This is a genomic window from Streptomyces sp. NPDC006235, assembly GCF_040613735.1.
In the GTDB taxonomy this organism is placed as follows: Bacteria; Actinomycetota; Actinomycetes; order Streptomycetales; family Streptomycetaceae; genus Streptomyces.
Map to the genome: position 1 here is coordinate 1 of NZ_JBEXSR010000056.1, position 25619 is coordinate 25619.

Annotated in this window: 19 protein-coding genes; 11 read left to right on the forward strand and 8 right to left on the reverse strand. The window is 72.1% G+C overall.

Annotation, left to right across the window (positions count from 1 at the left end):
• From ABZ192_RS38995 to ABZ192_RS39015, 5 genes are all read left to right on the forward strand, one after another.
• A partial coding sequence (locus ABZ192_RS38995; protein WP_356929203.1) for an aldehyde dehydrogenase family protein occupies positions 1–909 on the forward strand: 909 nt, incomplete at its 5' end.
• A 151-nt stretch (positions 910–1060) separates the two neighbouring features.
• Positions 1061–1537 carry an Lrp/AsnC family transcriptional regulator gene (locus ABZ192_RS39000; protein WP_356929204.1) on the forward strand — a complete coding sequence of 159 codons (477 nt, stop codon included), beginning with the start codon at positions 1061–1063 and terminating at the stop codon, positions 1535–1537.
• A 44-nt stretch (positions 1538–1581) separates the two neighbouring features.
• Positions 1582–2277 (forward strand): HAD family phosphatase, encoded by a 696-nt coding sequence (locus ABZ192_RS39005; RefSeq protein WP_356929205.1) that lies wholly within the window; start codon positions 1582–1584, stop codon positions 2275–2277.
• Between the two features lie 120 nt (positions 2278–2397).
• Positions 2398–5229: a beta-L-arabinofuranosidase domain-containing protein gene (locus ABZ192_RS39010; RefSeq protein WP_356929206.1), complete on the forward strand. Its 2832-nt coding sequence runs from the start codon at positions 2398–2400 to the stop codon at positions 5227–5229.
• Positions 5230–5371: 142 nt separating this feature from the next.
• On the forward strand, positions 5372–6124 hold the full coding sequence (locus tag ABZ192_RS39015) for a DUF4142 domain-containing protein (protein WP_356929207.1): 753 nt from the start codon (positions 5372–5374) through the stop codon (positions 6122–6124).
• A 23-nt stretch (positions 6125–6147) separates the two neighbouring features.
• On the opposite strand, the gene ABZ192_RS39020 is transcribed toward ABZ192_RS39015, so the two are convergent.
• On the reverse strand, positions 6148–6933 hold the full coding sequence (locus ABZ192_RS39020; protein WP_356929208.1) for a LysR family transcriptional regulator substrate-binding protein: 786 nt from the start codon (positions 6931–6933) through the stop codon (positions 6148–6150).
• A gap of 344 nt (positions 6934–7277) precedes the next feature.
• Between ABZ192_RS39020 and ABZ192_RS39025 the strand changes: the two genes are divergently transcribed.
• The 6 genes from ABZ192_RS39025 (at position 7278) to ABZ192_RS39050 (ending at position 13244) form a co-directional block, all read left to right on the forward strand.
• Entirely contained in the window at positions 7278–7670 is a 393-nt protein-coding gene (locus ABZ192_RS39025) for a DUF5997 family protein (protein ID WP_356929209.1), read from the forward strand.
• 222 nt (positions 7671–7892) lie between these two features.
• A complete protein-coding gene (locus ABZ192_RS39030) occupies positions 7893–9212 on the forward strand; it encodes a sugar ABC transporter substrate-binding protein (protein ID WP_356929210.1) in 1320 nt (439 codons plus the stop codon).
• Positions 9209–10120 (forward strand): sugar ABC transporter permease, encoded by a 912-nt coding sequence (locus ABZ192_RS39035; protein WP_356929211.1) that lies wholly within the window; start codon positions 9209–9211, stop codon positions 10118–10120. The genes ABZ192_RS39030 and ABZ192_RS39035 overlap by 4 nt, the downstream gene beginning before the upstream one ends.
• Entirely contained in the window at positions 10117–11061 is a 945-nt protein-coding gene (locus tag ABZ192_RS39040) for a carbohydrate ABC transporter permease (RefSeq protein ID WP_356929212.1), read from the forward strand. The genes ABZ192_RS39035 and ABZ192_RS39040 overlap by 4 nt, the downstream gene beginning before the upstream one ends.
• A gap of 27 nt (positions 11062–11088) precedes the next feature.
• Positions 11089–11997, forward strand: coding sequence for a 5-dehydro-4-deoxyglucarate dehydratase (locus ABZ192_RS39045; protein WP_356929213.1), 909 nt, complete (start codon positions 11089–11091; stop codon positions 11995–11997).
• Positions 11994–13244, forward strand: a complete 1251-nt coding sequence (locus tag ABZ192_RS39050) for a glucarate dehydratase family protein (protein ID WP_356929214.1) — start codon at positions 11994–11996, stop codon at positions 13242–13244. The genes ABZ192_RS39045 and ABZ192_RS39050 overlap by 4 nt, the downstream gene beginning before the upstream one ends.
• Positions 13245–13288: 44 nt before the next feature.
• Here the strand turns inward: ABZ192_RS39050 and ABZ192_RS39055 are convergent, their stop codons facing one another.
• Genes ABZ192_RS39055 through ABZ192_RS39085 form a run of 7 tightly spaced genes read right to left on the reverse strand, consistent with a single transcriptional unit; the run spans position 13289 to position 25607 of the window.
• Positions 13289–14182: a peptidoglycan-binding protein gene (locus ABZ192_RS39055; RefSeq protein ID WP_356929215.1), complete on the reverse strand. Its 894-nt coding sequence runs from the start codon at positions 14180–14182 to the stop codon at positions 13289–13291.
• Positions 14182–15726 carry a DUF6519 domain-containing protein gene (locus tag ABZ192_RS39060; protein ID WP_356929216.1) on the reverse strand — a complete coding sequence of 515 codons (1545 nt, stop codon included), beginning with the start codon at positions 15724–15726 and terminating at the stop codon, positions 14182–14184. Before ABZ192_RS39060 ends, ABZ192_RS39055 begins: the two co-directional genes overlap by 1 nt.
• 60 nt (positions 15727–15786) lie before the next feature.
• Positions 15787–17946, reverse strand: a complete 2160-nt coding sequence (locus ABZ192_RS39065; protein ID WP_356929217.1) for a hypothetical protein — start codon at positions 17944–17946, stop codon at positions 15787–15789.
• Positions 17946–21770, reverse strand: a complete 3825-nt coding sequence (locus ABZ192_RS39070) for a putative baseplate assembly protein (protein ID WP_356929218.1) — start codon at positions 21768–21770, stop codon at positions 17946–17948. The genes ABZ192_RS39065 and ABZ192_RS39070 overlap by 1 nt, the downstream gene beginning before the upstream one ends.
• On the reverse strand, positions 21767–24877 hold the full coding sequence (locus ABZ192_RS39075) for a putative baseplate assembly protein (protein ID WP_356929219.1): 3111 nt from the start codon (positions 24875–24877) through the stop codon (positions 21767–21769). The genes ABZ192_RS39070 and ABZ192_RS39075 overlap by 4 nt, the downstream gene beginning before the upstream one ends.
• A complete protein-coding gene (locus ABZ192_RS39080) occupies positions 24874–25266 on the reverse strand; it encodes a GPW/gp25 family protein (protein WP_010037478.1) in 393 nt (130 codons plus the stop codon). Before ABZ192_RS39080 ends, ABZ192_RS39075 begins: the two co-directional genes overlap by 4 nt.
• Positions 25263–25607, reverse strand: a complete 345-nt coding sequence (locus ABZ192_RS39085; protein WP_356042155.1) for a hypothetical protein — start codon at positions 25605–25607, stop codon at positions 25263–25265. Before ABZ192_RS39085 ends, ABZ192_RS39080 begins: the two co-directional genes overlap by 4 nt.
• Between the last annotated feature and the right edge of the window lie 12 nt (positions 25608–25619).

Below are 25619 nucleotides of genomic sequence, written 5' to 3' on the forward strand. Positions count from 1 at the left end.
CCCCAGACCCCCCTGACCAGCCTCGCCCTCGCCCAGATCCTGAAGGAAGCCGGCCTGCCCGACGGCGTCCTGAACGTCGTCGTCACCACCGACGCGGCCGGTGTCGTCGAGCCGCTGCTGCGCGGCGGGCAGATCCGCAAGCTGTCCTTCACCGGCTCCACCCAGGTCGGCCGGATCCTGCTGGCCCAGTGCGCCGACACCGTCATCCGCACCTCCATGGAACTGGGCGGCAACGCCCCCCTGATCGTCTTCGACGACGCCGACCTCGACGTCGCCGTCGAAGGCACCATGGTCGCCAAGATGCGCAACATGGGCGAGTCCTGCTGCGCCGCCAACCGCATCTACGTCCACACCTCCGTCGCCGAGGAGTTCGCCTCCCGCCTCGCCGCCCGCATGGCCGCCCTGACCGTCGGCGACGGCACCGAACCCGGCACCGACGTCGGACCCCTCATCGACCAGGCCGGCCGCAGCAAGGCCCACGACGTGGTGCGTGACGCCGTCAAGCGCGGCGCCACCGTCCTCACCGGCGGTGAACTGCCCGAAGGGCCGGGCTGCTTCTACCCGCCCACCGTCCTGACCGGCATCGCCCCCGACGCCGCCATCAACGACACCGAGGTCTTCGGCCCCGTCGCCGCCCTGCTCACCTTCGACACCGAGGACGAGGCCGTCACCGCCGCCAACAACACCGAATTCGGCCTGGCCGCCTACCTGTTCACCCAGAACCTCGACCGCGCCCTGCGCGTCGCCGAACGCCTCGAAAGCGGCATGATCGGCCTCAACACCGGCCTCGTCTCCAACCCCGCCGCCCCCTTCGGCGGCGTCAAGCAGTCCGGCCTCGGCCGCGAAGGCGGACGCGTCGGCATCAACGAGTTCCTCGAGTACAAGTACATCGCCGTTCCCGTGGCATAGCGACGCTCTCAGCGCCTCCTTGTCCCGTGACGTCCGGCGAGGCCGCACCGGCGTCACTGGCTCAGCAGGCCCCTTCTAGACTGGTCCATTGGTACAGCCGGAGCCGCCGCGGAGCGGCCGCGGCAGGGCCGGCGGACGAGGAGGGCGTGGCATGGCCGTGGACGAGCTCGACACCCGCATCCTGCGGCTGCTGCTGGAGCAGCCGCGCACGAGCGTGCGTGAGTGCGCCCGGATCCTCGGTGTCGCCCGGGGTACGGTGCAGGCCCGGCTCGACCGTCTGGAGCGCGACGGCGTGATCACCGGCACGGCACCGGCCCTCTCCCCCGCCGCGCTCGGGCATCCGGTGCTCGCGTTCGTGCACATCGAGGTCACCCAGGGCCATCTCGACGAGGTGGGCGACGCGCTGGCGACGGTGCCCGAGATCGTCGAGGCGTTCTCCATCACGGGCGGCGGGGATCTGCTCACCCGGGTCGTGGCGCGGGACAACGCGCATCTGGAGGACGTCGTCCAGAAGCTGATCAGCCTGCCCGGGGTCGTCCGTACCCGCACCGAGATCGCGCTGCGGGAACGCGTCCCCCACCGGTTGCTGCCGCTGGTGGAGTCGGTCGGCCGCGCGGCCCGGTCCTGATCCCCTGCGGGTCTGTGGATCATGTTCTTTGACATGCTGGAGCCATGAGCAAGCTCGGCGGCATATCGGTCATCTTCGATCTCGACGGAACGCTCGTGGACAGCGAGCCCAACTACTACGAGGCGAGTCGGCAGACCCTCGCCGACTACGGCGTCACCGACTTCGGCTGGACGGACCACGAGCGGTACGTCGGCATCAGCACGCGGGAGACGGTCGCGGACTGGATCGGGCGGTACGGCCTGCCGGCCTCCGTGGAAGAGCTGTTCACGGCCAAGAACCGCCGCTATCTGGAACTGGCGAGCAGGTCCACGCGCGCGTACCCCGAAATGCGCACGTTCGTCGAGCTGCTGGCGGCCGAAGGCGTGCCGATGGCCGTGGCCTCGGGCTCCTCGCCCGAGGCCATCGAGGCGGTCCTGGCGGGCACGGGCCTGGACGCCCATCTGCGGACGGTCGTCTCGGTGGACGAGGTGGCGCACGGCAAGCCGGCCCCCGACGTCTTCCTGGAGGCGGCTCGCCGGCTCGGGGCGGACCCGGCGGCCTGCGTGGTACTGGAGGACGCCGCCCCGGGCGCCGCCGCCGCGCACGCGGCGGGGATGCGGTGCATCGCGATCCCGTACGTCCCGGCGCAGGCGGACGCGCCGGAGTTCGCCACCGCGGGTCTGCTCCTGCGGGGCGGCCAGGAGGAGTTCACGGCACGAGCCGCATACGACTGGCTCCTGGACTCGGCCGGCCTTTCCTGAACTTCACCCCTCCCGCCCCGTTGACGCTCCCCCGTCCCCTCCCTAGGGTCTGGTCGACTATCCGCACAGTGTTCGGCATATCGACCATGTCACGTACCGTGGACCCGTGGAGGAGCACACATGGCACGGCCCCTCTCCAGAAGGACCCTTCTTCAGGCCGCGGCGATCGCCGCGGCCGCGCCCGCGCTCTCCGAGACGACGGCCGGGCGGGCCACGGCGGCTCCCGCGGCCGCGGCCGTCGCGGCGGCAGCCCTGGACGTCCCGTCCGCCTGGACCGTCCGGCCCTTCGATCTGGAGGACGTCAGTCTCGGCCGGGGCCTCTTCGCCGACAAGCGGCAGCTGATGCTGGACCACGCCCGCGGCTACGACGTGAACCGGCTGCTGCAGGTGTTCCGTGCCAACGCCGGTCTCTCCACCGGCGGCGCGGTCGCCCCCGGCGGCTGGGAAGGGCTGGACGGTGAGGCCAACGGCAACCTGCGGGGGCACTACACCGGCCACTTCCTGACCATGCTGGCACAGGCGTACCGCGGCACGAAGGAACCGGTGTTCGCCGACCGGATCGGCACCATGGTCGGGGCCCTGACCGAGGTGCGCGCGGCGCTGCGCCGGGACCCGGCGGTGCTGAGCGTCCCCGGGAAGTTCGGGACCGGCGCGGATCAGGTGCGGGGCTCCTACCAGTACGTGGATCTGCCGGCGGCCGTGCTCGGCGGGGCCTCGGCGGTCACCCTGTCCGTCTGGGTGCGTCCCACGCACGACGCCAACTGGACCCGTGTCTTCGACTTCGGCGACGACACCACCCGTTACCTGTACCTGGCCGCCCGCAACCAGGCCGGGGTGCCGCGCTTCGCCATCACCACGTCGGGCGCCGGCGGCGAGCAGGCCCTGAACGGCACGGCCGCGCTGCCGCTGAACCAGTGGAGCCACCTGGCGGTGACGATCGCGGGCGGCACCGGCACGCTCTACGTCAACGGCACCGCCGTCGCGCGGAACACCGCGATGAGCCTCACCCCGGCGGCCCTCGGCACGCTGAAGAACAACTGGCTGGGCCGCTCGAACTACTCCGCCGACCCGGTCTTCGCGGGCGCCTACGAGGAGTTCAACGTCTTCTCCCGGGCACTGACCGCCGCCGAGATCACCGAGCTGCAGAGCCGCCGGGCCGCCGACGCCTCGACGGGCCGGGGCGATCTGGCGTCGTACGCCTTCGACGAGAGCGCGGGCGGGACGTTCGCGGACGCCTCCGGCCGGGACCTGACCGCCACCCTGCGCCGCACCTGGGGCGGGCCCAGCCACCCCGGGTTCCTCGCGGCGTACCCGGAGACGCAGTTCATCGACCTGGAGTCGAGGACCAGCTCCGACTACACCAAGGTGTGGGCGCCGTACTACACCGCGCACAAGATCCTCAGGGGGCTGCTCGACGCGTACACCGCCACGGACGACGACCGGGCCCTCGACCTCGCGTCCGGCATGTGCGACTGGATGTACTCCCGGCTGTCCAAGCTGCCCGAGTCCACGCTGCAGCGCATGTGGGGGATCTTCTCCAGCGGCGAGTTCGGCGGCATCGTCGAGGCGATCTGCGACCTGCACACGATCACCGGCAAGGCCGAACACCTCGCGCTGGCCAAGCTGTTCGACCTGGACCGGCTGATCGACGCGTGCGCGGCGAACACCGACATCCTCGACGGGCTGCACGCCAACCAGCACATCCCGATCTTCACCGGCTATGTGCGGCTGTACGACGAGACGGGCGAGGAGCGCTATCTGACGGCGGCGAAGAACTTCTGGGACATGGTGGTACCGCACCGCATGTACGGCATCGGCGGCACCAGCACCGGGGAGTTCTGGAAGGCCCGTGACGTGATCGCGGGCACGATCGGCGGGGCCACCGCCGAGACGTGCTGCGCGTACAACATGCTCAAGCTGAGCCGGGCCCTGTTCTTCCACGAGCAGGACCCGAAGTACATGGACTACTACGAGCGGGCCCTGTACAACCAGGTGCTCGGCTCGAAGCAGGACAAGCCGGACGCGGAGAAGCCGCTCGTCACGTACTTCATCGGGCTGACGCCCGGTCATGTCCGGGACTACACGCCCAAGCAGGGCACGACCTGCTGCGAGGGCACCGGCATGGAGAGCGCCACGAAGTACCAGGACTCGGTGTACTTCGCCAAGGCCGACGGCAGCGCCCTGTACGTCAACCTGTACAGCCCGTCCACGCTGACCTGGGCCGAGAAGGGCGTCACGGTCACGCAGACCACCCGCTATCCGCAGGAGCAGGGCAGCACGCTGGCCTTCGGAGGCCGCCGGGCCTCCTTCACGCTGCGGCTGCGGGTCCCGTCGTGGGCGACGGCCGGGTTCCGGGTGACCGTCAACGGGCGTGCGGTGTCCGGGACCCCGAAGCCCGGGAGCTACTTCGACGTGTCCCGGACCTGGCGGGCCGGCGACACCGTACGCATCGCCATGCCGTTCCGGACGCGGGTGGAGAAGGCCCTGGACGACCCGTCCCTGCAGACGCTGTTCCACGGCCCGGTCAACCTGGTCGCCCGCGACGCCGCCACGGAGTACCTGAAGGTCGGGCTGTACCGCGATGCCGGGCTGTCCGGTGATCTGTCGCACTCCCTCACGGCGGTTCCGGGCAAGCCGCTGCACTTCACGCTGGACGGCAGGGAGTGGGCGCCGTTCGCCGAGGGGACGGAGGATCCGACGCACGCCTACTTCCGGCGTTCGGAGCCGAAGGTCGTCTTCGGCGGCCGGGACTCGGGCGTCGCCAACCCGGCGAAGCCGGACGGCACCACGCTGCTGGACGAGATCTGGGCGGGGGCGCCGTTCCGGAACAAGGGGGCGCTGGTGGCACGGGTGCGGTCGACGGTGGACGCGTGGGTGACGGCCGGGCTGCTGAGCAGGGCGGACGGCGACAAGGTGGTGAGCACGGCGGGCGCGGCCTCGTACCAGTCCTGAGCCGCTGCGACCGGTTCCGGTGCCGTACCGCCCTCGGCACCGGGCCCGGCAGGTTCATCAAATTTTTTGCGGCAGCGGTGATTGTTTCGCCGCCGGCATACGTACCTCCTGGCGTTGGGCCGTTCATATCCCAGGAGGCACGATGCGCATCTCGCGCAGCACGGCAGGAACCGCGTTCGTGGGCGGTGCGTTGATCCTTACGCTCACCGCGCTCGCCTACCCGAGCATGCTGGGCGTGCAGAACACGGCTTCCGGCCAGGACCGCATCATCGCCAACACCCAGTACGGTCCGCTGACGGAGGCGGACCGCGACTTCGTGGTGAAGGTGCGCGCGGCCGGGCTGTGGGAGCACCCCCTCGGTCTGATCGTGATGCAGCGCGGAGGGTCGGCCGCGATGAAGGAGGCCGGCGAGCACCTCGTCGTCGGACACGGGCGGCTGGACGCCGCCTGCCGCAAGGTCGCCCCCGAGCTGGGCATCACGCTGCCCAACCAGGCCTCGCCCCAGCAGCAGCAGTTCGTGGCGACGGTGGAGGGCGCCCAGGGCCAGGAGTTCGACTCGACCGCGGTGACCATCATGCGGGTCACCCACGGCCAGATCTTCTCGACGATCGCCAAGATCCGCGCCAACACGCGGAACACGCTGGTGCGTCAGCTCGCCGACCAGGCCAACTCCACGGTGCTGGACCACATCACGATCCTGGAGAAGACCGGCCTGGTCAATCACGAGCAGGTCAACCTCCAGCAGACCAGCCCGCCCAAGATGCCGGAGGACCAGACCACGCCGCCGCCCCCGCAGCCTGGGTCTCCGGTGCTGACGCTGAACATCCCCAAGGGCCTGGAGGACCTGCGCACGGAGGCTCCGAACGCGATCCAGCCGTCTCCTTCGGCGGGGTAGCGAGACTCCCTGAGGGCTCGTGATCAGGAGCGGCGGCGGGGCTTGCCCTGCTTGCCGCCCCTGCTGTTCTTGCCGCCCTTACCGCCCTTACCGCCCGTGGGGGTGCCGCCGGCGGAGCCGCGTCGGGTCGCGCCCGCCGGCCTGGCCGGCTGCTTGCGGCGGTCGTCGCGCTGCGGCTTCTCCTGCGCCTGAGGCTGCCGGCGGCCCCGGGTGCTGTTGGCCGTGCGGCCGCGGACGATGCCGATGAAGTCCTCCACCAGGTCCGTCGTCGCGTTCTCGGGCCAGGCCAGGGCCACGCTCGACTCGGGGGCGTCCTTGAGGGGGCGGTGGGTGAGGTCCTTGCGGTGGTGGAGGCGGGCGAGCGACAGGGGGACGATGAGCACGCCGATCCCCGCCGCCACCAGTTCGACGGCGTCGGCCGTGGTGGCGGGGCGTTCCAAGGCGGGCCGTCCGGGGAGGTTCTCCCAGTCGAGGACGTCGTCGAGGGGGTGCAGCACGATGTCGTCGGACAGGTCCTCCGGGGACACCTCGTCGACAGCCGTGACCAGGTGGTCCTGGGGCACGACGACGACCGTCTGCTCGGTGTAGAGGGGGATCGCGCTGAAGACCGTCCGGTCGACGGGAAGGCGTACGAGGCCCGCGTCGGCGTCCCCGCCCAGCAGCTGCCCGGCCGCCGCCCCGGCGGGCACCTGCGTCAGCGCCAGCGGGACATCGGGCTGCCGCTCGTTCCAGATGCGCACCCACTTGTCGGGCATCACCCCGGGGACGTACACGAGCCGGAACGAGGGGGATTCATCCGAGCCTGTCACCCGGCCAGGTTACCGGCCGGAGCGAGCAACCGTGGTCAGCGGCTGCGGCGAGCGGCCGGAGCCGGCGGCCGGCGTCGACAGCCGGGGTCGACAGCCGGGGCGAGCGGCCGAATTCGTCGCTCGGAGCGGGCGGACGGGGCGAGCGGCCGGGGTCAACAGCCGGCGCGAGGGGCCGGAGCCAACGGCCGGGGCGAACTGCCCGAGTCAGCTGCCGGAACCAGCTGCCGGGGCGAACGGCCGGAGCCGACAGCCGGGGCGAGGGGCCAGGGCGAGGGGCCGGAGTCGGTCTGCGTAGTCACCGGCCGTGGTCAGCGGTCGTGCACGCGCTCGATACGCTGGACGGCATGACGTCGCACCAGAGCACCCAGACCATGAAGCCCGCGACCGCGGCGAAGAAGCTGGGTGTGTACCTCGAGGCCACACCCGCCGAGTTCCGGGAGGGTGCCGTCTCGCGCGCCGAGCTGAACGAGCTGCAGGCGAACCCGCCGCAGTGGCTTCAGGACCTGCGGAGCAACGGCCCGCACCCCCGCCCGGTGGTCGCGGCGAAGCTCGGCGTCTCCATCGCGGGTCTCGCCCGCGGCGGTGTCACCGAGGCCCTCACCACCGAACAGATCGAGACGCTGAAGCAGCAGAGCCCCGAGTGGCTGCAGCGGGAGCGCGCCACCCAGGCGGAGGTCCGCAAGGAGGCGGCCCGTCTCAAGAAGAAGAACGCCGAGCGCGCCGAGCACCGCAGCTGACCTCGAACCTTCTCCCCCACGGCCCCAACCGGTCCATCCGGTTGGGGCCGCTGTCGTTCTCCGGGTCCGCGGACGGCCTCGTGGGGCCTCGTGGGGCCTCGTGTGACGTCGGTGAAATCTTTCAGCCATGTATTGACATGGTGATGAAACGATCCTAGCTTGGCCGATCATTTAGATTCGTGAAGTTGGTTCACGGATATGAACTGAGCTACGGAGCCATCTATGCGGGATCGCCGACGCCTGGCTGCCGCGCTCGCCGTCTCGGGTCTCCTGTTCGGAACGGCCGCCTGCGGCTCCGGTTCCGGCAGCGCCCGGGCCGGCGATCCGAACACGCTGGAGGTGTGGACCCGGAGCGATCCGGACTCCGCCCAGACCTACAAGAGGGTGTTCGCCGCCTTCACCAAGAAGACCGGCATCAAGATCGACTACCAGCCGGTCATGAACTTCGACCAGCAGTTGCAGAGCCGGGCGTCCACCAAGGACCTGCCGGACGTCATGATCAACGACACGGCCCTGATGGGCAGTTACCAGGCCCAGGGCCTGCTCAAGCCCATCACCCCGGCCTCGATCACCGGACACGACGAGATCACCGCCAAGTCCTGGTCGTCCACCGTGGGCCGCGACGGCAGGCACTACGGCATCCCCTACTCCCGCCAGGCCATGACACTGTTCGTCCGCAAGGACTGGCGCGAGAAGCTCGGCCTGCCGCAGCCGAAGACCTGGCAGGACACGCTCGCCCTCGCCAAGGCCTTCGCCACCCGCGACCCCGACGGGGACGGCAAGAAGGACACGTACGGCATGGTCGTGCCCGGCAGCGCGCAGAACGGCTACGTCGCCTGGTGGGGCGCCAGCTGGCTGTGGCAGGGCGGCGTGCGGATCATCGACAAGGACGGCACCGGCTACCGGCCCGCCATGGACTCGGCGGCCGCCCTGCGCACCGTCACCTGGATGAAGGACAACCTCTTCTGCGGTGACAACGGTGTCATCCAGCCAAGCGCCCTCACCTCCGTCACCGCGAACACCACCAACTTCCAGGACGGCAACGCCGGGATGTACCTCACCGGCCCGTACAACATCGCCACGTTCGACAAGGCGCTCGGCAAGAACAAGTACGAAGTCCTGCCCGCGCCGTCGGGCCCGGCCGGCAACAACGACGTGCTCGCCGACGGCGAGAACGTCTACTTCGGCGCGAAGACCGGGAAGGCCAGGCTGGAACAGACGCTCGCGGCCTTCCTGATCTCCCCGGAGGGCCAGACGCTCGCCATGACCGGCGACCACCAGCCCGTCGTGCGCATCCCCGTCAATTCCACGCTGGACGCCGCGAAGGTGCGCGACGACCCGCGCTGGAGCGTGGTGCAGAAGGCGTACGAGACGGCATCCGTGCAGTTCCCCAACGCGCCCGACTTCGCCCCGATCAAGCAGGACACCGCCGACGCGCTCAACGCCATCTTCACGTACTGCGGCAGCGACGTCCGCTCCGGCCTGAAGGATCTCAACGACACCCTCGCCGGTGACCTCAAGGACCAGGACCTGTTGAAATGACCGCGACCGTGACGACACCCGGGCCGCGCAGAGCCCGGTTCCTCAGCAAGAAGGCCGTGCTGCCCTGGCTGTTCCTCGCGCCGGGTCTGCTGCTCGCGCTGGTCTTCAAGTTCCTCCCCATGGGCAAGGGCGTCTGGCTCAGCTTCTTCGACGTGCGGCCCTTCCTCGGTGACCAGTGGGTCGGCCTCGACAACTACACGCGGGTCCTGACCGACCACCGTTTCCAGGACGCGATCGGCCACACACTGGTCCTGGGCATCGGCATGTCCCTCGGCGGCATCGTCGCCGGCGTCCTCCTGGCCCTGCTGCTCGAAGGTCAGGCCCGCTCGCTGCGGATCATCCGGACCGCCGTCTTCCTGCCCGTCGTCACCGCCACCGCGGTGGTCGGCGAGATGTGGCGGCTGATGTACTACCCGACCTCCGACGGCCTGATCAACAGCGGTCTCGGGCTCTTCGGCCTGGGGCCCGTGCCCTACCTCGACAACCCCGACACGGCGCTGTGGGCGACCATGGCCATGGGCATCTGGATGCTCGCCCCGTACAACATGGTGATCATCCTCGCCGGACTGGCGGGCGTGGACCGCTCGCTGTACGAGGCCGCCGCGATGGACGGGGTGTCGCTGTGGCAGCGGCTGCGGCACATCACCCTGCCCGCGATCCGCCCGGCTCTCGGCATCGTCCTCACCCTCGCCGCCATCCGCGGACTGCGCGTCTTCACCGAGGTGTACGTCCTCACGGGCGGCGGTCCGGCCGGATCGACCGACGTCTGGATGACCCGCGCCTACACCCTCGGCTTCTCCCGCAACGACATCGGTGGCGCCTCGGCCGCCTCCGTGCTCCTGCTCTGCGTGACGCTGCTGCTCACCGTCACGGTCAACTACTTCCGCAAGAGGGGAGACGTGAGATGAGCGCGCCCGCCATCGACCCCGTCCGGACCCCGGTGACCGCCTCCCCGGCGGCACATTCCGCCGGGAAGCAACGCACCACCCCCGCCCGTTTCGACACCGCCCTCGGCTGGAGCGACCGGCCGGGCCTCGCCTGGGCGCTGCGCGTCCTGCTCTGCGTACTCGCCCTGGGCGTCTTCGCGGCGCCGTTCGTGACGGTCTTCTCCGGTTCGTTCAGCGAGAAGGCCAGCGGTTCGACCCTGTCGTTCCTCCCCCACCACCCGAGCCTGCTGAACTTCGAAGTGGCGGGCGAGCGCGGCATCTGGGACTACTTCGGCAACTCCCTGGTCATCGCGGGCGGCGGACTGCTGCTCCAGCTCGTCGTCTGCACACTCGCCGCGTACGCACTGGCCCGGCACAAGTTCCGCGGGCAGGCGCTGATCCTGACCCTGTTCATGCTGACGATGATGCTCCCCGAGGAGGTCATCGCCATCCCGCTGTCCCTGGTCCTCGGCCATGTGCCCGTGGTCGGCCTCGATCTGAAGGGCACCGTCTGGGGCGTCATCCTGCCGCTCGGCGCCTGGGGCTTCTCGGTGATGGTGCTCACCGAGTTCATGAAGGACATCCCCGCCGAGATCGAGGAGGCCGCCCGCATCGACGGCGTGGGTGAGCTGCGGATGCTGTGGCAGGTCATCCTGCCGCTGTGCAAGCCCGCGCTCGGCGTGGCCGGGGTGCTCGGCTTCATCATGATCTGGGACCAGTACCTGCTGCCCCTGATCGCCGCCAAGGACCCCACCGACTACACGGTCACCGTCGCCCTGTCCATCCTGCGCACCGACCCCGAGGTCGGCTCGGGAGTGGTGCTGGCCGGTGCGGTCATCGCCCTGATTCCCAGCCTGATCGTCTATCTGCTCCTCCAGCGCTCGCTGGTCACCGGCATCGCCGCCGGTGCCACCAAGGGCTGACCACCCACCTCCACATATGAGGGAGACATGAAGTTCCACGGAGTGCTGTTCTTCCCGGTCACGCCGTTCGCGGCGGACGGTTCACTGGACGAGGAACGGCTGGCCCAGCACATCGAGTCGGGTGTCGCCGCGGGCGCGGGAGGTGTGTTCGTCGCCTGCGGCACCGGCGAGTTCCACGCCCTGTCGGCCGAGGAGATCGAGCGGGCCACCCAGGTCGCGGTGCGGACCACGGCCGGGCGCGTCCCGGTCTTCGCGGCCGCCGGCGGTCCTGTGCCGGTCGCCCGGGACCAGGCCGCCCGTGTCGAGCGCGCCGGCGCCGACGGCATCCTGCTGCTGCCGCCCTACCTGGTCGGCGCCCCGCAGCAGGGACTGGTGCGCTACGTCCGGGAAGTCACCGCGGCCACCGGGCTGCCCGTCGTCTTCTACCAGCGGGGCACCGCCCGGCTCACCGAGGACACGGCCGCGGAGATCGCCGCCCTGCCCGGGGTGGTCGGACTCAAGGACGGCATCGGGGACATCGAGCGGATGCACCGCGTCGTCCGCGCGGTGCGTGCCGTGCCGGGCACGGAGGACTTCCAGTTCTTCAACGGCCTGCCCACCGCCGAGATGACCGCGCCCGCCTACCGGGGCATCGGCGTCGAGCTGTACTCCTCGGCGGTGTTCGCCTTCGCCCCGGAGATCGCCCTGGCCTTCCACCGGGCCCTCGCCGAGGACGACGAGGCCCTCGTCTCCCGGCTCCTCGACGAGTTCTACGGCCCGCTGGTCGCCCTGCGCGACGAGGTCCCCGGGTACGCCGTGTCGCTCGTCAAGGCCGGGGTGGCGCTGCGCGGGCTGGACGTCGGCGGCGTACGGGCTCCGCTGCTGGATCCCGCGCCGGAGCACATCGCCCGGCTGTCCAAACTCATCGACCGCGGTCTGGAGGTGGTCGGCGCATGAGCCGGACGCGCATCCGGGAGCTGATCGTCACCCCGATCGCCTTCGGTGACCCGCCGCTGCTCAACTCCAACGGGGTGCACGAGCCGCTCGCGCTGCGGATCATCCTCCAACTCGTGCTGGAGGACGGCACGGTGGGGCTGGGCGAGTCCCCGGGCGGCACCGCCCGGCTGGAGCGGCTGCAGGCCGCGGCGAAGGTGGTGGCCGGCATGGACGTCTTCGACACCACCGCCGTCGCCGCCGCGATCGACTCGGCCCTGCTGCCGACTGTGCCCAGCTCCCACGAGCGCGGCTGGACCACCTCGGCGCTGGAGGTGGCCTGTCTCGACGCGCAGGGCAAGCTGCTCGGCCGTCCGGTCAGCGATCTGCTGGGCGGCAGGATCCGCGACTCGGTGCCGTTCGCCGCGTACCTGTTCTACAAGTGGGCCGAGCACCCCGCGCTCGACGGCCGCGCGGCCATCGCCGACGACTGGGGCGGGGCCCTCGACCCGGCCGGGATCGTGGAGCAGGCCCGTCTGATGCAGGAGCGGTACGGCTTCAGGTCGTTCAAGCTCAAGGGCGGGGTGTTCCCGCCCGACGAGGAGATCGCCGCGATCCGGGCGCTGGCGGAGGCCTTCCCCGGGCAGCCGCTGCGGCTGGACCCGAACGTGGCGTGGACGGTGGAGACGTCCACGTATGTGGCCCGTGAACTCGACGGCGTCCTGGAGTACTTGGAGGACCCGACCAAGGGCATCGAGGGCATGGCCGAGGTGGCGAAGGACTCCCCCATGCCGCTCGCGACCAACATGTGCGTGATCGCCTGGGAGCATCTGAAGCCGGCCGTCGAGCAGAACGCCATCCAGGTTCTGCTCACCGACCACCACTACTGGGGCGGGCTGCGCAGGACCAGGGAACTGGCCGCCGTGTGCGAGGCGTTCGGGCTCGCCCTGTCGATGCACTCCAACTCGCACCTGGGCATCAGCCTCGCCGCGATGACCCATGTCGCCGCGGCCATCCCCAACCTCGACCACTCCTGCGACACGCACTACCCGTGGAACTCGGCGGACGACGTGATCGTGCCGGGCGGGCTGGAGCTGCGCGACGGGGAGGTCCGGGTGCCGACCGGGCCGGGGCTGGGTGTCGAACTCGACCACGACAAGCTGGAGCGGCTGCACCGGCGGTACGTCGACTCCGGGATGCGCGGCCGGGACGACACCGGCTACATGCGGCGGATCCGGCCGGACTACGAGCTGCGGCTGCCCCGCTGGTGAACACGGGCGTGCGCCCCTCCACGCGGAGGGGCGCAACCCGGTCGCTACTTCGACTTCGGCACCTTCAGCCGGTCCCAGGTGAGCTTGCCGGGGATACCGTCGGCGTCCTTGCCGGAGAAGCCCTGCTTCTGCTGCCAGAGCGCGTAGGACCGGCGGTCGGCCTCGCTCCAGTCGGGGCTCGGCCCCTCCTCGTAGCGGCTGCACCCCTCGGCGACCAGGCGGCGGCCCATCGCCGTGATGATCGGGGAGCGCTGCCCGACGTGGAAGAACGCGGCGCCCGGGAACGGCTCGTAGGACGGCTTGGGCGACGGCTTGGGGTCCGGGGCCGGCTTGTTGCCGCCTCCGGCGCCCTTGAGCCGGTCGCGTATGCGCCTCCGCATACTGTCCATGGTGAAGCCGCGCGGGTCGACCTTGCCCGGCTGCCACTCCTTGTGGCCGATGACGGAGCGCTCGGACCAGCCGTGGTGGCGGCAGATCGCCGCCGACACCTTCTCGATGGCCTCCTTCTGCGCCTCGGGCCAGGGGTCCTTGCCGTTGCCGAGGTTGATGCACTCGAAGCCGTAGAAGTGCCGGTTGCCGTCGGTGTCGGCCTCGTTGTCGGCCGGCAGCTTCGACTCGTTGATCACGGCGCGCAGGACGTCGCCGTCGCCGAGGCCGGCGTGGTTGGCGCGGCCGTTGCCGACGAGGTGGACGTGGCCCTTCTTGTCGATGACGCCGTGGCACAGCGGGCCGGGCAGGCTGGAGTAGCCGTCGTAGCAGATGTCGACGGAGGCGGCGGTGCCGGAGGTGACGGTGTGGTGGATCATCACGCCGTTCACCGGGCCCCAGGGGCCCTTGCTGTTGCGGTTGTGGGTGCGCCAGTTGCGGACCTCGTGGACGGTCAGGCCCTCGGCTCTGAGGATCTCCACCAGCTTGGACGCGCTCAGGGGCTTGGCCATCAGTTGTCTCCTTCCACGGCGGCTTCCGCCTCGGCTGTGGTCTGGGACCGCCCGTGGGAGGGGTCCTCGGCGGCCAGTTCCTCTCGGTGGGCCTGCTCTTCGGCCGCGAGTGCGGCCTCGTCCGCGGGCGGCATGCTGCTCGCCAGCGGGCCGAACGCCAGGCGCAGGTCGACGGCGCTGCCCTCGCCCTTGATCAGGGCCAGCGGGGCGAAGTGCCGGGCGATGCCGGCCGGGCCCTGGAGGAGGGGGCGGCGGGCCGCGTCCACCGGCCACTCGACGCTGCCGGTGGCGGTGCGGGCCGGGATGATCCAGTGGTCGCCGGTGCGGTAGGCGCCGCCCTTGGCGAAGTACACCTCGACTCCGTCCTCAAGGGGCAGCCACTCCCCCTCCGTGACGGGGACCGCGCCGCCGCGCAGGGCGGTGCTGCGGCCCTTGCGCTTCGGGCCGCCGTGGTGGTCCCAGCGGCGCAGGTACGGGTTCAGGTGGGCGAGCCGTCCGACGCCCGGGGCGGGTTCGGCGGACAGGCGGACGCGGCGGCCCGGCAGGTCCAGTTCCTCGACCCGCAGCAGCGGCAGGGGCTCCAGGCGGGAGGCGGAGGCGGTGTCGACGAACTCCACGTGGTCGCCGACGTCCAGGTCCAGCTTGCCGTCGTACCCGAGGGACGCCAACTGCACCCAGACGCCGTCGAGTTCGTCGACCGGGAAGACGACGGAGCCGTTCTCGCGGGACCACTTGAAGGTGGCGTCCTTCGTCTCTCCGCCCTCGTGGACCTCCACCCGGTACAGCTGGTTCTCCGGGCCGCGGTAGCGGGCGTCCGGCTTGACCAGGCACGGGTCCTCGTCGGCGTGGTCGGGCCGCTCGCTGCGGGCGGCGAGCCGGGCCGAGGGGGCCGACTGGCGCTGCGCCCAGCGGGTGAACGCGGCGCGGACGACTTCCTTGGACGGGTCGGTCTCCTCGATCTCCAGCGCGGCGAGGGACAGCGGCAGCACCTGCCAGACGACCTTCAGTCGGGCGGCGGTGTCGGGCATGGCCGCGCCGAGGGCGACCTCGCGCAGCGCGGGGTCCTCGGCCGCGGTGACCGAGCGCTCCCACACGTTCAGGTAGACGACGAACGGCGTCTGGGCGGGCGAGGGCAGCCGGTCGCCTGGCTTCTCCGGGTCGCGGAAGCCGTCGGGCTGGTCCCAGTAGGTCCAGTGCGCGGGCGGCTCCGGTGCCGACTCCTCGCCGTCCTCGTCGGTGACGGGCACGCCTGCGGCCGGGCGGCCGGCGTCGCACAGGATGCCGTCGACGTAGTAACGGCCGCCGTGGATGAGGAGGGTGTCGATCTCGTGCTTGCCGCCGACGTACTCGATGCGGAAACCGGCACCGTCGCGCGGCCCGCCGTGCGGTCCGATCAGGTCGGCGGCGAGGCTGCGGGTCTGGTGGAGCTGGATCGCGGCCTGTTCGTTGAGGTCGGCGTCGAGCTGGACGCGGCCCTGCTGGGCGACGACCGCGGAGTAGTGCCGCTCCGGGCGGAACGTGGAGCGGGAGAGGTCTGCGTGCATGAAGGGTGTCCCCCCTGGTTCAGAAGTGCGGGTTCACAAGGTCGGTGGCGGGTGCGCGCCTCACGTCACGAAGAAGATCCCGGCGTCGGTGCCCGCGGGCGTGTACTCGGCGAGCCGGGCCCGCAGGCCGTCCTCGCGCTGCGGCCGGTACAGGTCGTGGAAGGCACCCATCTCGGCGCCGTCGTCCGCGCCGCGCCGGATCTCCTCGGGGCAGCGGTCGGCGAGCAGCCCGTACCAGGGCGTGCCGTAGCGCTGGGAGGTGAACAACGGGCTGATGCCCAGGGCCTGTTCGGGCTGGCAGCGGTGGCGGCGCGGGGTGCGGGAGCCGGTGGGGACGTACGAGTGGCGCAGGCAGCCGATGCCGCGCCGGGCCACGTGGAGCCGGCCCGTGAGGACGCTGTTCTCGGCGATCTTCACCGCGTGCGTGTGGATCTCGCCGATGACGGTGGTGCGGTGCAGGTGCAGTACGGCGTGGGCGTGGCGGCAGTCCGGGGCGGACAGGGCCTCGCGGTCGTCTGCGGTGGCGTCGAGGACGCTGTCGCGGATGTGGATGTCGAGGGGGTCCTCGCTCACCTCGTCGCCGATGACCTCGATGGTGCCGAGGATGCTGTGCTCGATCTGGAGGCAGGCGGTGGTGCGGTCCAGGACGATGCTCGGCTCCTCGGGCGAGTGCGGCGCGCACTCGGGTTCCAGGGACCAGCCGGGCACGAGCGTGCTGTGCCGCAGGACGACGGCGCCCATCGCGCCCGCCACGTTGATGCCGCGCCCGGCGACGAGCAGCCCGTCGAGGACGACCCGGGGCCGCTCGTGCGGGGCGCAGTCGTCGGACACCGCACGGATGTTGAGGGCGTCGGGGCGGTTGCTGTACCAGTCGAGCAGGCGGACGACGGGGCGGGTGCCTTCGGCGGCGCGCAGTTCGAGCCGGTCGCCCGGGTCGAGGTCGAAGTCCAGCTGCTCCTGGTAGGCGCCGCTGTGCGTGATCTCGATGATGCCGGCGGGGCCGGTGCGGTCGGCCCGCCGGTCGTGCTGCCAGGCCCGGTAGGCGTCCATGATCTGCCGGTACGGCTGCCCCGGACCGACCCGGTACACCTCGGCGTCCGGCCGTGGTTCTCGGTCGCGCTCGTACTCGCCGCCGCCCATGTCGGCGGCGAACGCGTAGCGGTAGTCGACCCACACGCCCTGCCGGGGCGCGGAGCGCGACCCGAAGGCGATCCGGCCGAGCTCGGGGTCGACGGCCACCTGGCCGCGCTTGGGCCGGTAGCGCCAGTCGGACAGGTCGGCGACCACGATGTCCGAGGGCGGTACGGGGTTGTCCTCGCCGTCGAGGCGGATCACGAAGCTCTTGCCGGGGCCGTAGTAGTCGAGCAGCCGGTCGTGCAGGAGGCGGCGGGTGACGAACGCCGGCACGTTGTCGGCGGTGGCGATGTGCGCCGGCGAGGGTTCCGGGAACGGCTTGGTGACCAGCGGGGTGTCGTTGCCGAGGATCGAGAAGGTGTAGAGGTTGCGGGCCCGGTCGATGCAGTAGGCCGGGCTCCGGGTCAGGGGGTACGCCTTCAGCCGCCACACGAAGAGCGCGACGCCGGCCGGGCTCCAGCCGCCCTGCCGGTGCCGTGACTCGGCGCGGCGGACGTCGACCGTACGGGCCGCGTTGGCGAACGGGCCACCGCTGATGGCGAGTTCGGCGCCGTCGCGCAGGTCGGCGAGGCGTCCGCGCGCACCGCGCTCCCCGGTGCCGTACAGCTTCACCGGCTGGGTGTGGGCGACCTGCCGGGACAGTTCGACGGCTCGCGCGGGCCAGCCCGCCACCCGCTCGGACAGTTCCTCCAGGAGGTGCAGGGTGCCCTTGCGGCGGCGGTTCGCGACCGTGGCGGCCACGTCCCGGCGTGGGGCGACCGCCTCGGCGAGGGCCGCCCGTCCGCCCTCGTGCAGGCCGGTGGTCAGGACGCGCTCGTAGCCGGGCAGGGTGCGGTAGCCGACCAGGTCGCCGAGGTACGGCAGCACCCAGGGGGCCGCCGTCTCCACGAACAGGTCCTCGTAGCCCTGCTGGACGCCGTCGCGGACGCGGTCGAGCTGCTCGGCGATCACCGCGAGCAGGGCGCGCAGCGGCTCGCCCTCCTCGGCGTCGCGCAGCAGGTGCCAGCGGGGCAGCAGTTCGGCGAGCCCGTCGGGTTCCCTGGGCACCACCGGGGCCGGCGTCTCCAACTGGGTGTCCGGGGACATCACTTGACCTCCGTCAGAATCAGGGTGTCCGCGGCCCGGGGCGACAGCAGCGCGAGCTGGGCCGGGCGGATGCCGCGGAAGACGTACACCGAACGGCCCCTGGGCAGGCGCCGGGTGTCGGTGATGTCGGGGTTGAGGCGCAGGAGTTCGGCCAGCGGCAGGCCGTGTCGGGCGCAGATCTCCGAGAGCGTCTCGCCGTCGGCGGCGCGGACGGTGTGGGTCTTCTCGTCGTACGTCGCCGGGTGCGCCGGGACGGTCGCCCTGGGCGGGCCGGGCCGGGTGAGCAGCTCGGTGAGCTCCTTCGGAGTGGCGGAGGCGGGCACGCCGGTGAAGACGTCGACGTCCACGTAGTCGACGCCGGGCACGGTGTGGGCGGTGGCGAGCACCTCGGAGAGACGGGCGGGGCGGCCCAGTTCCCGGCCCTCGAAGCCGAGCCGGTTCAGCAGGGCTTGCCGCAGGCGCGGTTCGACGATCTGCCAGGCGTGATCCGGGGCCACCTTCACCTTGGCGGCGATCAGCAGCAGGACCAGTTCCCTGCCGTCCACCCGGACCGGGAGATTGGCGTCGCCGTACTCGGTGAGGGCGCCGCGCAACGCGCGCAGGGTGTCGGAGTCGGGCGCGATGGGCACGTCGTCGGTGCCCGCGACCGTCACGTGCAGCACGCGCCGCCGCCCGTCGAAGAGTTCGCGCGCCGAGGCCCGGCCGACGCCGGCCCGGGAGCGGGCGAAGTCCTCGTAGTCGGACTCGGAGACCAGCCGGTCCAGGGCCGAGACGGCCAGCGGGACGGTACGGCGGGTCAGGCCCGGGCCGTCGGCGTCGGCGCCGCCGGTGGCGGGGCGCGGGTTGGTGACCGCGGTGACGCCGAGGGGCCGGGTGAGCGGCTGGGTGACGCGGTCCGCCGGGACGTTCGCGGCCTTGCCGGTGCCGAAGCGGTAGCGGGCGCGGACGTTCTCGTGACCGGAGGGCAGCCGGGCGCCGTGCACACCGTCGCCGAAGGTCACCGTGGTGCGGCCGTCGGCCGTGGAGCCGGTGATGTACACCCGTTCGGTCGGGCCGCGTCCGGCGAGGCTGTCGACCTCGTGCCACAGCACCCCGTCGACCCGGACCTCCAACACCGGCGTGGCGCCGAGCGGATTGTCGTCGGCGAGCCAGGTCAGCGGGGACTGCCAGAGCGCGAAGGTCTGGTTGACGCGGTCCGAGTCGCCGCTGCCGATGGCCTCCTCGCGGCTCTCGCCATGGGTGGCCTCGACGACGTTGCCGAGGACGCGGACAGTCTCACGGCGGTAGCGGTGGGCGAGGTCGGCGGTGAGGGTGAGCCGGGTATGGACGTGGTCGCCGGGGATCCGGCGGTCAGCGGCGGGGTCGGCGGCGGCGATCGTGACGACCTCGGTGGCCCGCACCCCTGCCGTGCCGGGGATGTCGCTGCGTTCGCCCTCGACGATGAGCGTGCGGCCCGGCCTGAGGCCCTCGTACAGCTCGGCGAGTTCGATCTCGTTGCCGTGCACGTCCTCGCCGAGCGGTTCGTCGGCGAGGCGCAGCGGCTCGCCCGCCGCGTGCACGGTGGTGTCGCGGATGTGCGACAGGAGCACGTCGAACTCGTCCAGCCAGGCGTCGGCGAGGGTGAGTTCGGTGCCGCGGCCGGTGATGCCGTAGTTGGTGTACGCGGCCGTGCGCACAGCCTTCACCTGGGTCGTGACGAACGCCAGCTTCGGATCGCCGGGGACGCCCTTGTCGGCGCCCTTGGCGGGCCGCTGGATCGCCACCCAGCTGCCGACGGTGATGCCCTCGTGCACGGTGTCCAGCTGGAGCGTGCTGCGGTTGACCTGCTCCGGCTTGGTGGCGATGACGATCTCGACGTTGGGTTCGGCCGTGCCCACGGTGTACTTGAGGCTGACCTCGTGCTCGCCGTGCGTGAACTGCTCGGCGGCGCCCGGCCGAAGGGCGATCTGCTCCGACGTTCCGTTGTGGACGCCGACGTGGACCAGGCCCTCGTCGTCGGGCCGCGACACGAACAAGGTGCGCTCGGGCAGGCCGGAGTGGAGGCGGGCGGTGACGCCGGGTTCCTGGGAGTCGGCGGGCCGCCGGTTGAGCCAGCTCAGGTCGCGGTCCTGGCCGGAGCGCACGGACAGCTCGACCTGGCCGGGACCGAGCGTGAAGGTGACCGGCTGGGTCACGGGCAGGTTCTCCGCGCGCTGGTCGGAACTGCTGCCCTCGACGTACTGGAACTCGGCCCGGACCGGGCTCTTGCCCGCCGTGTCGTACACGACACGCATGGTCGCCAGCACCGCTCCGGTCAGCGGCCAGTCGGCGGTACGGATGACCCGGCCGCGGTCGTCCTGGACCGGCTTGAGCGGAGCCGTGGCACCGAAGGGGGCCGCGGTGACGCGCAGGGCGAGCAGTTCGCGCAGGAGCTGCGGGACGCCGGGGGCGGCGGCCGTGCGCCAGGCGGGGTAGAGGCTGCCGAGGCCGGGGTTGAGGGCGGAGAGGAGGCGGGCGGTGTCGGTGCCGGGGAGTTGTCGGCCGAAGGTGCCCACTGGGGCGGGCGTGGTGGCGCGAAGGGCGGGGAGTATGGCGCCCAGGGCATCCCAAGCGGCAGTGCGCGAGTCGCCCCTCAGGGGCGCGGGGAACTGCGCGACCGGCCCAGACGGCGCCACAGACGGCCGACCACCCATCGACGCACCCTCCTCATCCGTCTGAGCAGGCGCCAACTCCAGCGCTCGCTCGGCGAGTTCGGCGAGCACCGCTTCCAACCGCTCGAACCACTCCGCCACGTCCTCATACGGCTCGGCCAGCACCTGAGCCTCACCGAGCCGGGCGAGAGGTTCCGCGAGCCGCGCCGCGAGCCGCTCGGGGGGCCTGACGCCGTCCAGGTCGGCCCGCAGCGGGGCAAGGACCTGGTCCTCGAAATCCTCGATCAGCCGGCTGACCGGCCGCGGGTTGGGCACCTCCGGGGTCGGTGGCTCCTCCCCCGGCTCCCCCGGCTGCACCGGCGGAGCCGTCCAGCGCCGCGCCTCGTCGACAAGTTCTTTCACACTCCGCGGCGCCGACTTCGGCAGGGAGATCGCCGTGACGTCGTCGTCCCGGTCGACGCGCGTGTCCGCCACCGACACCAGCTTGCGCTCGCCGCCGGCGCCTTCCCCGAAGACGAACAGCAGCTGGTCACCGGTCCGCAGGGAGTGCGCGGTGCCCTCGACGAACAGCTCGGAGCGCTTCTCCAGATCCCGCGGGGTGACGAGCGAGGGACGGCGGCGGCGGACCTTCAGCTCGTTGAAGTCCCAGCGGGCCGACAGATCGCGGCTGGTCTCGAACGTCAGCGACTCCTCGCCGGCGGACGCGGGCACGCTGTGGCTGCGCGCCCCGCGCGGGATCAGCACGTTCTGGGACTCGGCGCGCGGGTCGCGTTCGAGGGTGTACGCCAGGTGCGTGGCGGCGGCGACGCCGGGGCGCGGCCGGTGCCCGACGAGCCGGCCGAGCAGCACCAGGGAGCGGTGCTCGTTCGCGGTGCGGACGTAGGCCTCGTCGGCGATGCGCTCGGAGTGGAAGGTGAGCAGGTCGCCGAGGACGGCGGTGGCGTCGAGCAGGCCGATCGCCGGGTCGTCCGGGGTGCGGACGGTGAGCCGGTTCAGCGCCGGGTAGGCGGGTGAGGCGAGCCGGTCGAGCAGGGCGGCCAGGAAGGAGCCGTACTCGCCGACGCGGTAGTCCAGCGCGGTGCGGCCGGGCGGGTTGTGCAGCGGGGCCGGCGCGAGGCGCTCGTCGTGGCCGCCGCGGCAGGCGCCGCCGCAGCCGCACTCGTCGGACGCGGTGACGGGATGCGGGTCCGTCATCGGGCACCTCCCAGGGATATCGCCAGCAGGCCGTTCTCCGGCCGGTCCGGGTCGTTGTCGCAGGTGGCGATCTCCAGCGGGCCGAGCCGCAGCACGCCGTCCTCCCTCTCTCCTCGGTCCTGTCCGTGCAGCCGCCGCAGCCGGGTGATCTCGACGCTCGCCACTCCGGGGACGGCCGCGGCGACGGCGACCAGGCGGCTGAGCCGGACCGGTTCGCCGAAGGTGAGCGCGTCGGGGTGGAAGAAGCCGAGCCGTCCGCCCGGCAGCCGTCCGCTGCCGAGCACGCGGTACAGCTCGGCGAGGATCTGCCCGTGCTGGTGGCCCGGCTCGGCGCACACGGTGAGCGCGATGTCGAGCGGTACCAGGCGGGCGGGGCCCACGACGAGGTCGTGGCCGATGCGCCGATACGTCTCCAGCGCCTGGGCGACCGAGTCGAGCAGCTTCGGCGACGGGGCGGCAGTACCGTACGCGTCGATCGCGATGTGCGCCTCCTGGACGCTGCCGGTCCAGCGGAGTGCGGCCGCCGCCCGCTGCACGCCCGGCAGTTCACCCGCGAGGGCCGCGTAATCCTCGGCGGTCACGGCGCGCAGCCGGGTGCGGCGCAGGTCGAGCGGGGCCAGCTGGCGTACCTGCTCGACGGGTTCGGGCTGGGTACCGCCGACCGCTGGCAAGGGGTTGCGTACGGCGACGGCCGGGGCTTCGCAATCACCCTGCACGACAAGGTGGTTGATGGCCTCGGCGCCGACGTTACCGGCGGTGCCGCCGCCGAGCCGGTAGCGCAGGGCCAGCCGGGAGCAGGGCGTGGGCCTCGCGCCGTGCCGGCCGTCGCCGAAGCGCAGGGCCAGACGGCCGTCGTCCTCCAGTTCGCCCACGAAGTGCCGGTCGCGCGGACCGCTGTCGAGCAGGTCGCGGCACGGCTCCCAGGTCTCGTCGTCGCCCTCGACGCGGACGGCGGGCAGCGCACGGCGTGGGTCCTGGGCGAGGGCGGCGGTCGCCGATCCGCGCAGCACCGTCTCCTCGGGGTGGAGTCCGGCCGCGTAGGCCGGGCCCCAGCTGTGGGCGATCTCCCAGGCGATGTGCCCGTCGAGGACCGTGCCCGCGCGGGCCCGGGCGGCGAGCACCTCGACGCGGCGCAGCTTGGTGTCGAGCAACTGGTCACTGCGGTACAGCAGTTCGCGCAGGGCGCGGACCGGGTGGCGGCGCAGTTGGAGGCGTTCCAGCACGTTCAGGCCGTAGACCACGGCTAGTTCGGCGACCTCCTGCTCGCCGAGCCCGTCCCGGTCGCGGGCGCTGCGCCACAGTTCGACGAGCCGCTGCCGGATGCGGCCCGGGATGGCGGCGATCCGCTCGGCCTGCCCGGCGGCGACGGTGGCGGGGTCGGGGAAGGGCACCGCCTGGGTGACGGGCGTGCGGCCGAGGACGGGGCGGAAGCGGGGCGCGATGCCCGGGTAGACCGACTGGGCGAGCAGCATGCGCAACGCGGCGGTCTGGGCGTAGGCCGTGCCGGGGACGACCTGTTCGTGCCGCTGCCCGGCGCTCTCCAGGCCGAGGCCGGCGCGGGCGGTGGCGCGCTCGCCGACGACCTCGAAGAGTTCGCGGACGTCGTCGGGGACGAGCGCCCGGCCCGACCGGGTCTTGTCCGTCAGGGCGTTGATGAGGCGCGCGGGCGCGTTGCCGTCCTCGGTGTCCCGGCAGCCGAACGCGGGTGGGTCGCACGGAGCGACCACGGCGGGCACGGGCGGCACGGTGACCGTCTCGGGCAGCCCGGTCAGGGTCCGGCCGTGGTCGACGAGGACGACGTTGCCGCGGGCGAGCGTGACGTCGTCGACGGGCAGGCAGTCGCGTCCGCCGCGCGTGGTGAGGCAGAGCGGGAAACGCAGCGCGTCCCCGGCGGCCCAGGTGACCTCCAGGACCGGCTGGTCCTCGATCCGGTCTACGCCGGGCGTGACGGAGGTGAGACGGACGGCCTGGCGGTGGGCGGGGTCGGCGTCGCCGGGGGTGCCGGTGCGCGGGCCCTTCACCTCCTCCAGGACGATGACGTCGCCGGGCTTGAGGTCGAGACGGCGCTCGTGGCAGGTCTCCGGGTCCACCCAGGCGTCCCGCAGGGTGGCGGCGGTGGCGCCCTTCGGCAGGGTGCACACCTCTCCGCCCCACGTCCACAGCCGGATCGCGTTGTGCGCGACCCGCAGCTCCAGCGGGTCGGTGGCGACGACCGGTTCGAACACCTCGACCGAGCCGCGCTCGTCGAGGTCGCCGAGCTCGCTCTCGTCGATGACGGTGCCCGGCTCGGGGCGGTCGTGCGGGTCGAGGCTGCGCACGTCGACGGAGGCGAAGCGGAAGGTGCCCGGAGCGAGCGTCCGGTCGTCCGCGGTGCGGACGGTGACGTAGGCACGGGCGTTGCAGCCGTCGTGCATCGCGTAGTCGATGAGCCGCACGTGACGGCGTACGGAGACGCGGCGGCGGGCGGTGTCGAGGTAGGCCTCGGTGGCGACCGCGTCCTGCTGGTAGCTGATCTGGTCCCCGGTGTACGCGAGGAGTTCGACGAGGGTCGTGCCCAGGTCGGCGGGGTTGCGCTCCACCCAGTCGGGGGTGGTGAGCGCGAGCCGGTCCAGGAGCAGTTTGCGGATGGTGTCGTAGTCGCGGGCGGTGTAGTCGATGACGGGCGCGGCGGGGAAGTCCGGCTCCGGCTGGTCCTGGTCCTTGCAGTCGAAGGGGGTGGGGCAGTCGGGCCGGAAGGAGAACGTGGCGCTGTGGTAGCGCTGGTCGAAGCCGCGGTACGGCTCGGTGCCGGGCCGTCCGTACGGGTCGGCCTCGACGAGGGAGAGCCGGTAGCGGGAGGTGTCGCCTGCCTTGTCGAGGGTGACGTAGAGCCGGTCGTCGAGCTCCGGGTCCTCCTCGCGTTCGACGCTGACGTCGACGGCGGTGATGCCGGTGACGCGCCGGCCGCCGTCGATGCGGACGTTCTCGGGGCCGAGGCCGTGCGGGGCCTTGCCGAGGAAGGTGACGGTGAGCAGCAGGCCGTCGTCGCCGGCCTCGACGGTGTCGACTCCGTTGAGCTGGGCGGCCCGTACACGGGACCGGCGGGACGCGGTGGTGCCGGTGGTCATGCCGCCCTCCCTTCGAAGACGTCCTCGTGCCGGGTGCCGGTGGCGCGCAGGGCGTACGACAGGTACACGCGCACGACGTGGTCGTCGCTGACGACGTCGAGGGCTTCGACGTCGATGAGGTCGCCGAGCCAGCTCTGGAGCGAGGCCTGCACGGAGAGTTCGAGCGTGCTGATCAGTTCGGGGCTGTTGGGTGTGAACACCAGGTCGAGGAGCCCGCAGCCGAAGTCGGGGCGCATCACGCGCTCGCCGGGGCTGGTGAACAGCAGCTGCTCGATCAGGTCGTGGACGTGCTCGCCGTGCGTGGCGTGCGCGGTGCGTCCGCGGCGGTCCGCGCGGAACGGGAAGGCGATGTCGCTGCGGGGGCGTGTCCCGCGGCTCGTGGGACTCATCGGACGGTGACCTTTCGCTGCGTGCCCTGGACGACGGGCGGTCCCTGCGGGACGAAGGCCGCGGTGAAGCACTGTGCGGCGGAGATGTCGAGCAGCACGGGCGCGCCGTCGACGGTGATGCCGCTGCTGCCCGCGGTCCAGCGGACCGTGACGCACGGCATGGGCACCCGGTCGACGGTGTGCGGGCAGCCGGTGACCACGTAGCTGTGCGCGGTGGTGGCGACGGCGGCGCCCGCGACGCGTACGCCGCCGGCCGGTGGAGTGGCCGCCGTGACGCGCCCGCCGTGCGGGCAGCCGATCACGGCGGCGGTGTCGAGCAGACTCCCGGATGTCCCGGACACGTTGTTCCTTCC

Bases quoted from the DNA above. Each gene is read 5' to 3' on its own strand.
- ABZ192_RS39080 (WP_010037478.1), bottom strand. From the start codon at position 25,266: ATGAGTCCCACGAGCCGCGGGACACGCCCCCGCAGCGACATCGCCTTC.
- ABZ192_RS39060 (WP_356929216.1), bottom strand. From the start codon at position 15,726: ATGCACGCAGACCTCTCCCGCTCCACGTTCCGCCCGGAGCGGCACTAC.
- ABZ192_RS39030 (WP_356929210.1), top strand. From the start codon at position 7,893: ATGCGGGATCGCCGACGCCTGGCTGCCGCGCTCGCCGTCTCGGGTCTC.
- ABZ192_RS39050 (WP_356929214.1), top strand. From the start codon at position 11,994: ATGAGCCGGACGCGCATCCGGGAGCTGATCGTCACCCCGATCGCCTTC.
- ABZ192_RS39000 (WP_356929204.1), top strand. From the start codon at position 1,061: ATGGCCGTGGACGAGCTCGACACCCGCATCCTGCGGCTGCTGCTGGAG.
- ABZ192_RS39065 (WP_356929217.1), bottom strand. From the start codon at position 17,946: ATGTCCCCGGACACCCAGTTGGAGACGCCGGCCCCGGTGGTGCCCAGG.
- ABZ192_RS39055 (WP_356929215.1), bottom strand. From the start codon at position 14,182: ATGGCCAAGCCCCTGAGCGCGTCCAAGCTGGTGGAGATCCTCAGAGCC.
- ABZ192_RS39025 (WP_356929209.1), top strand. From the start codon at position 7,278: ATGACGTCGCACCAGAGCACCCAGACCATGAAGCCCGCGACCGCGGCG.
- ABZ192_RS39075 (WP_356929219.1), bottom strand. From the start codon at position 24,877: ATGACCACCGGCACCACCGCGTCCCGCCGGTCCCGTGTACGGGCCGCC.
- ABZ192_RS39015 (WP_356929207.1), top strand. From the start codon at position 5,372: ATGCGCATCTCGCGCAGCACGGCAGGAACCGCGTTCGTGGGCGGTGCG.
- ABZ192_RS39005 (WP_356929205.1), top strand. From the start codon at position 1,582: ATGAGCAAGCTCGGCGGCATATCGGTCATCTTCGATCTCGACGGAACG.
- ABZ192_RS39035 (WP_356929211.1), top strand. From the start codon at position 9,209: ATGACCGCGACCGTGACGACACCCGGGCCGCGCAGAGCCCGGTTCCTC.
- ABZ192_RS39070 (WP_356929218.1), bottom strand. From the start codon at position 21,770: ATGACGGACCCGCATCCCGTCACCGCGTCCGACGAGTGCGGCTGCGGC.
- ABZ192_RS39010 (WP_356929206.1), top strand. From the start codon at position 2,398: ATGGCACGGCCCCTCTCCAGAAGGACCCTTCTTCAGGCCGCGGCGATC.
- ABZ192_RS39040 (WP_356929212.1), top strand. From the start codon at position 10,117: ATGAGCGCGCCCGCCATCGACCCCGTCCGGACCCCGGTGACCGCCTCC.
- ABZ192_RS39045 (WP_356929213.1), top strand. From the start codon at position 11,089: ATGAAGTTCCACGGAGTGCTGTTCTTCCCGGTCACGCCGTTCGCGGCG.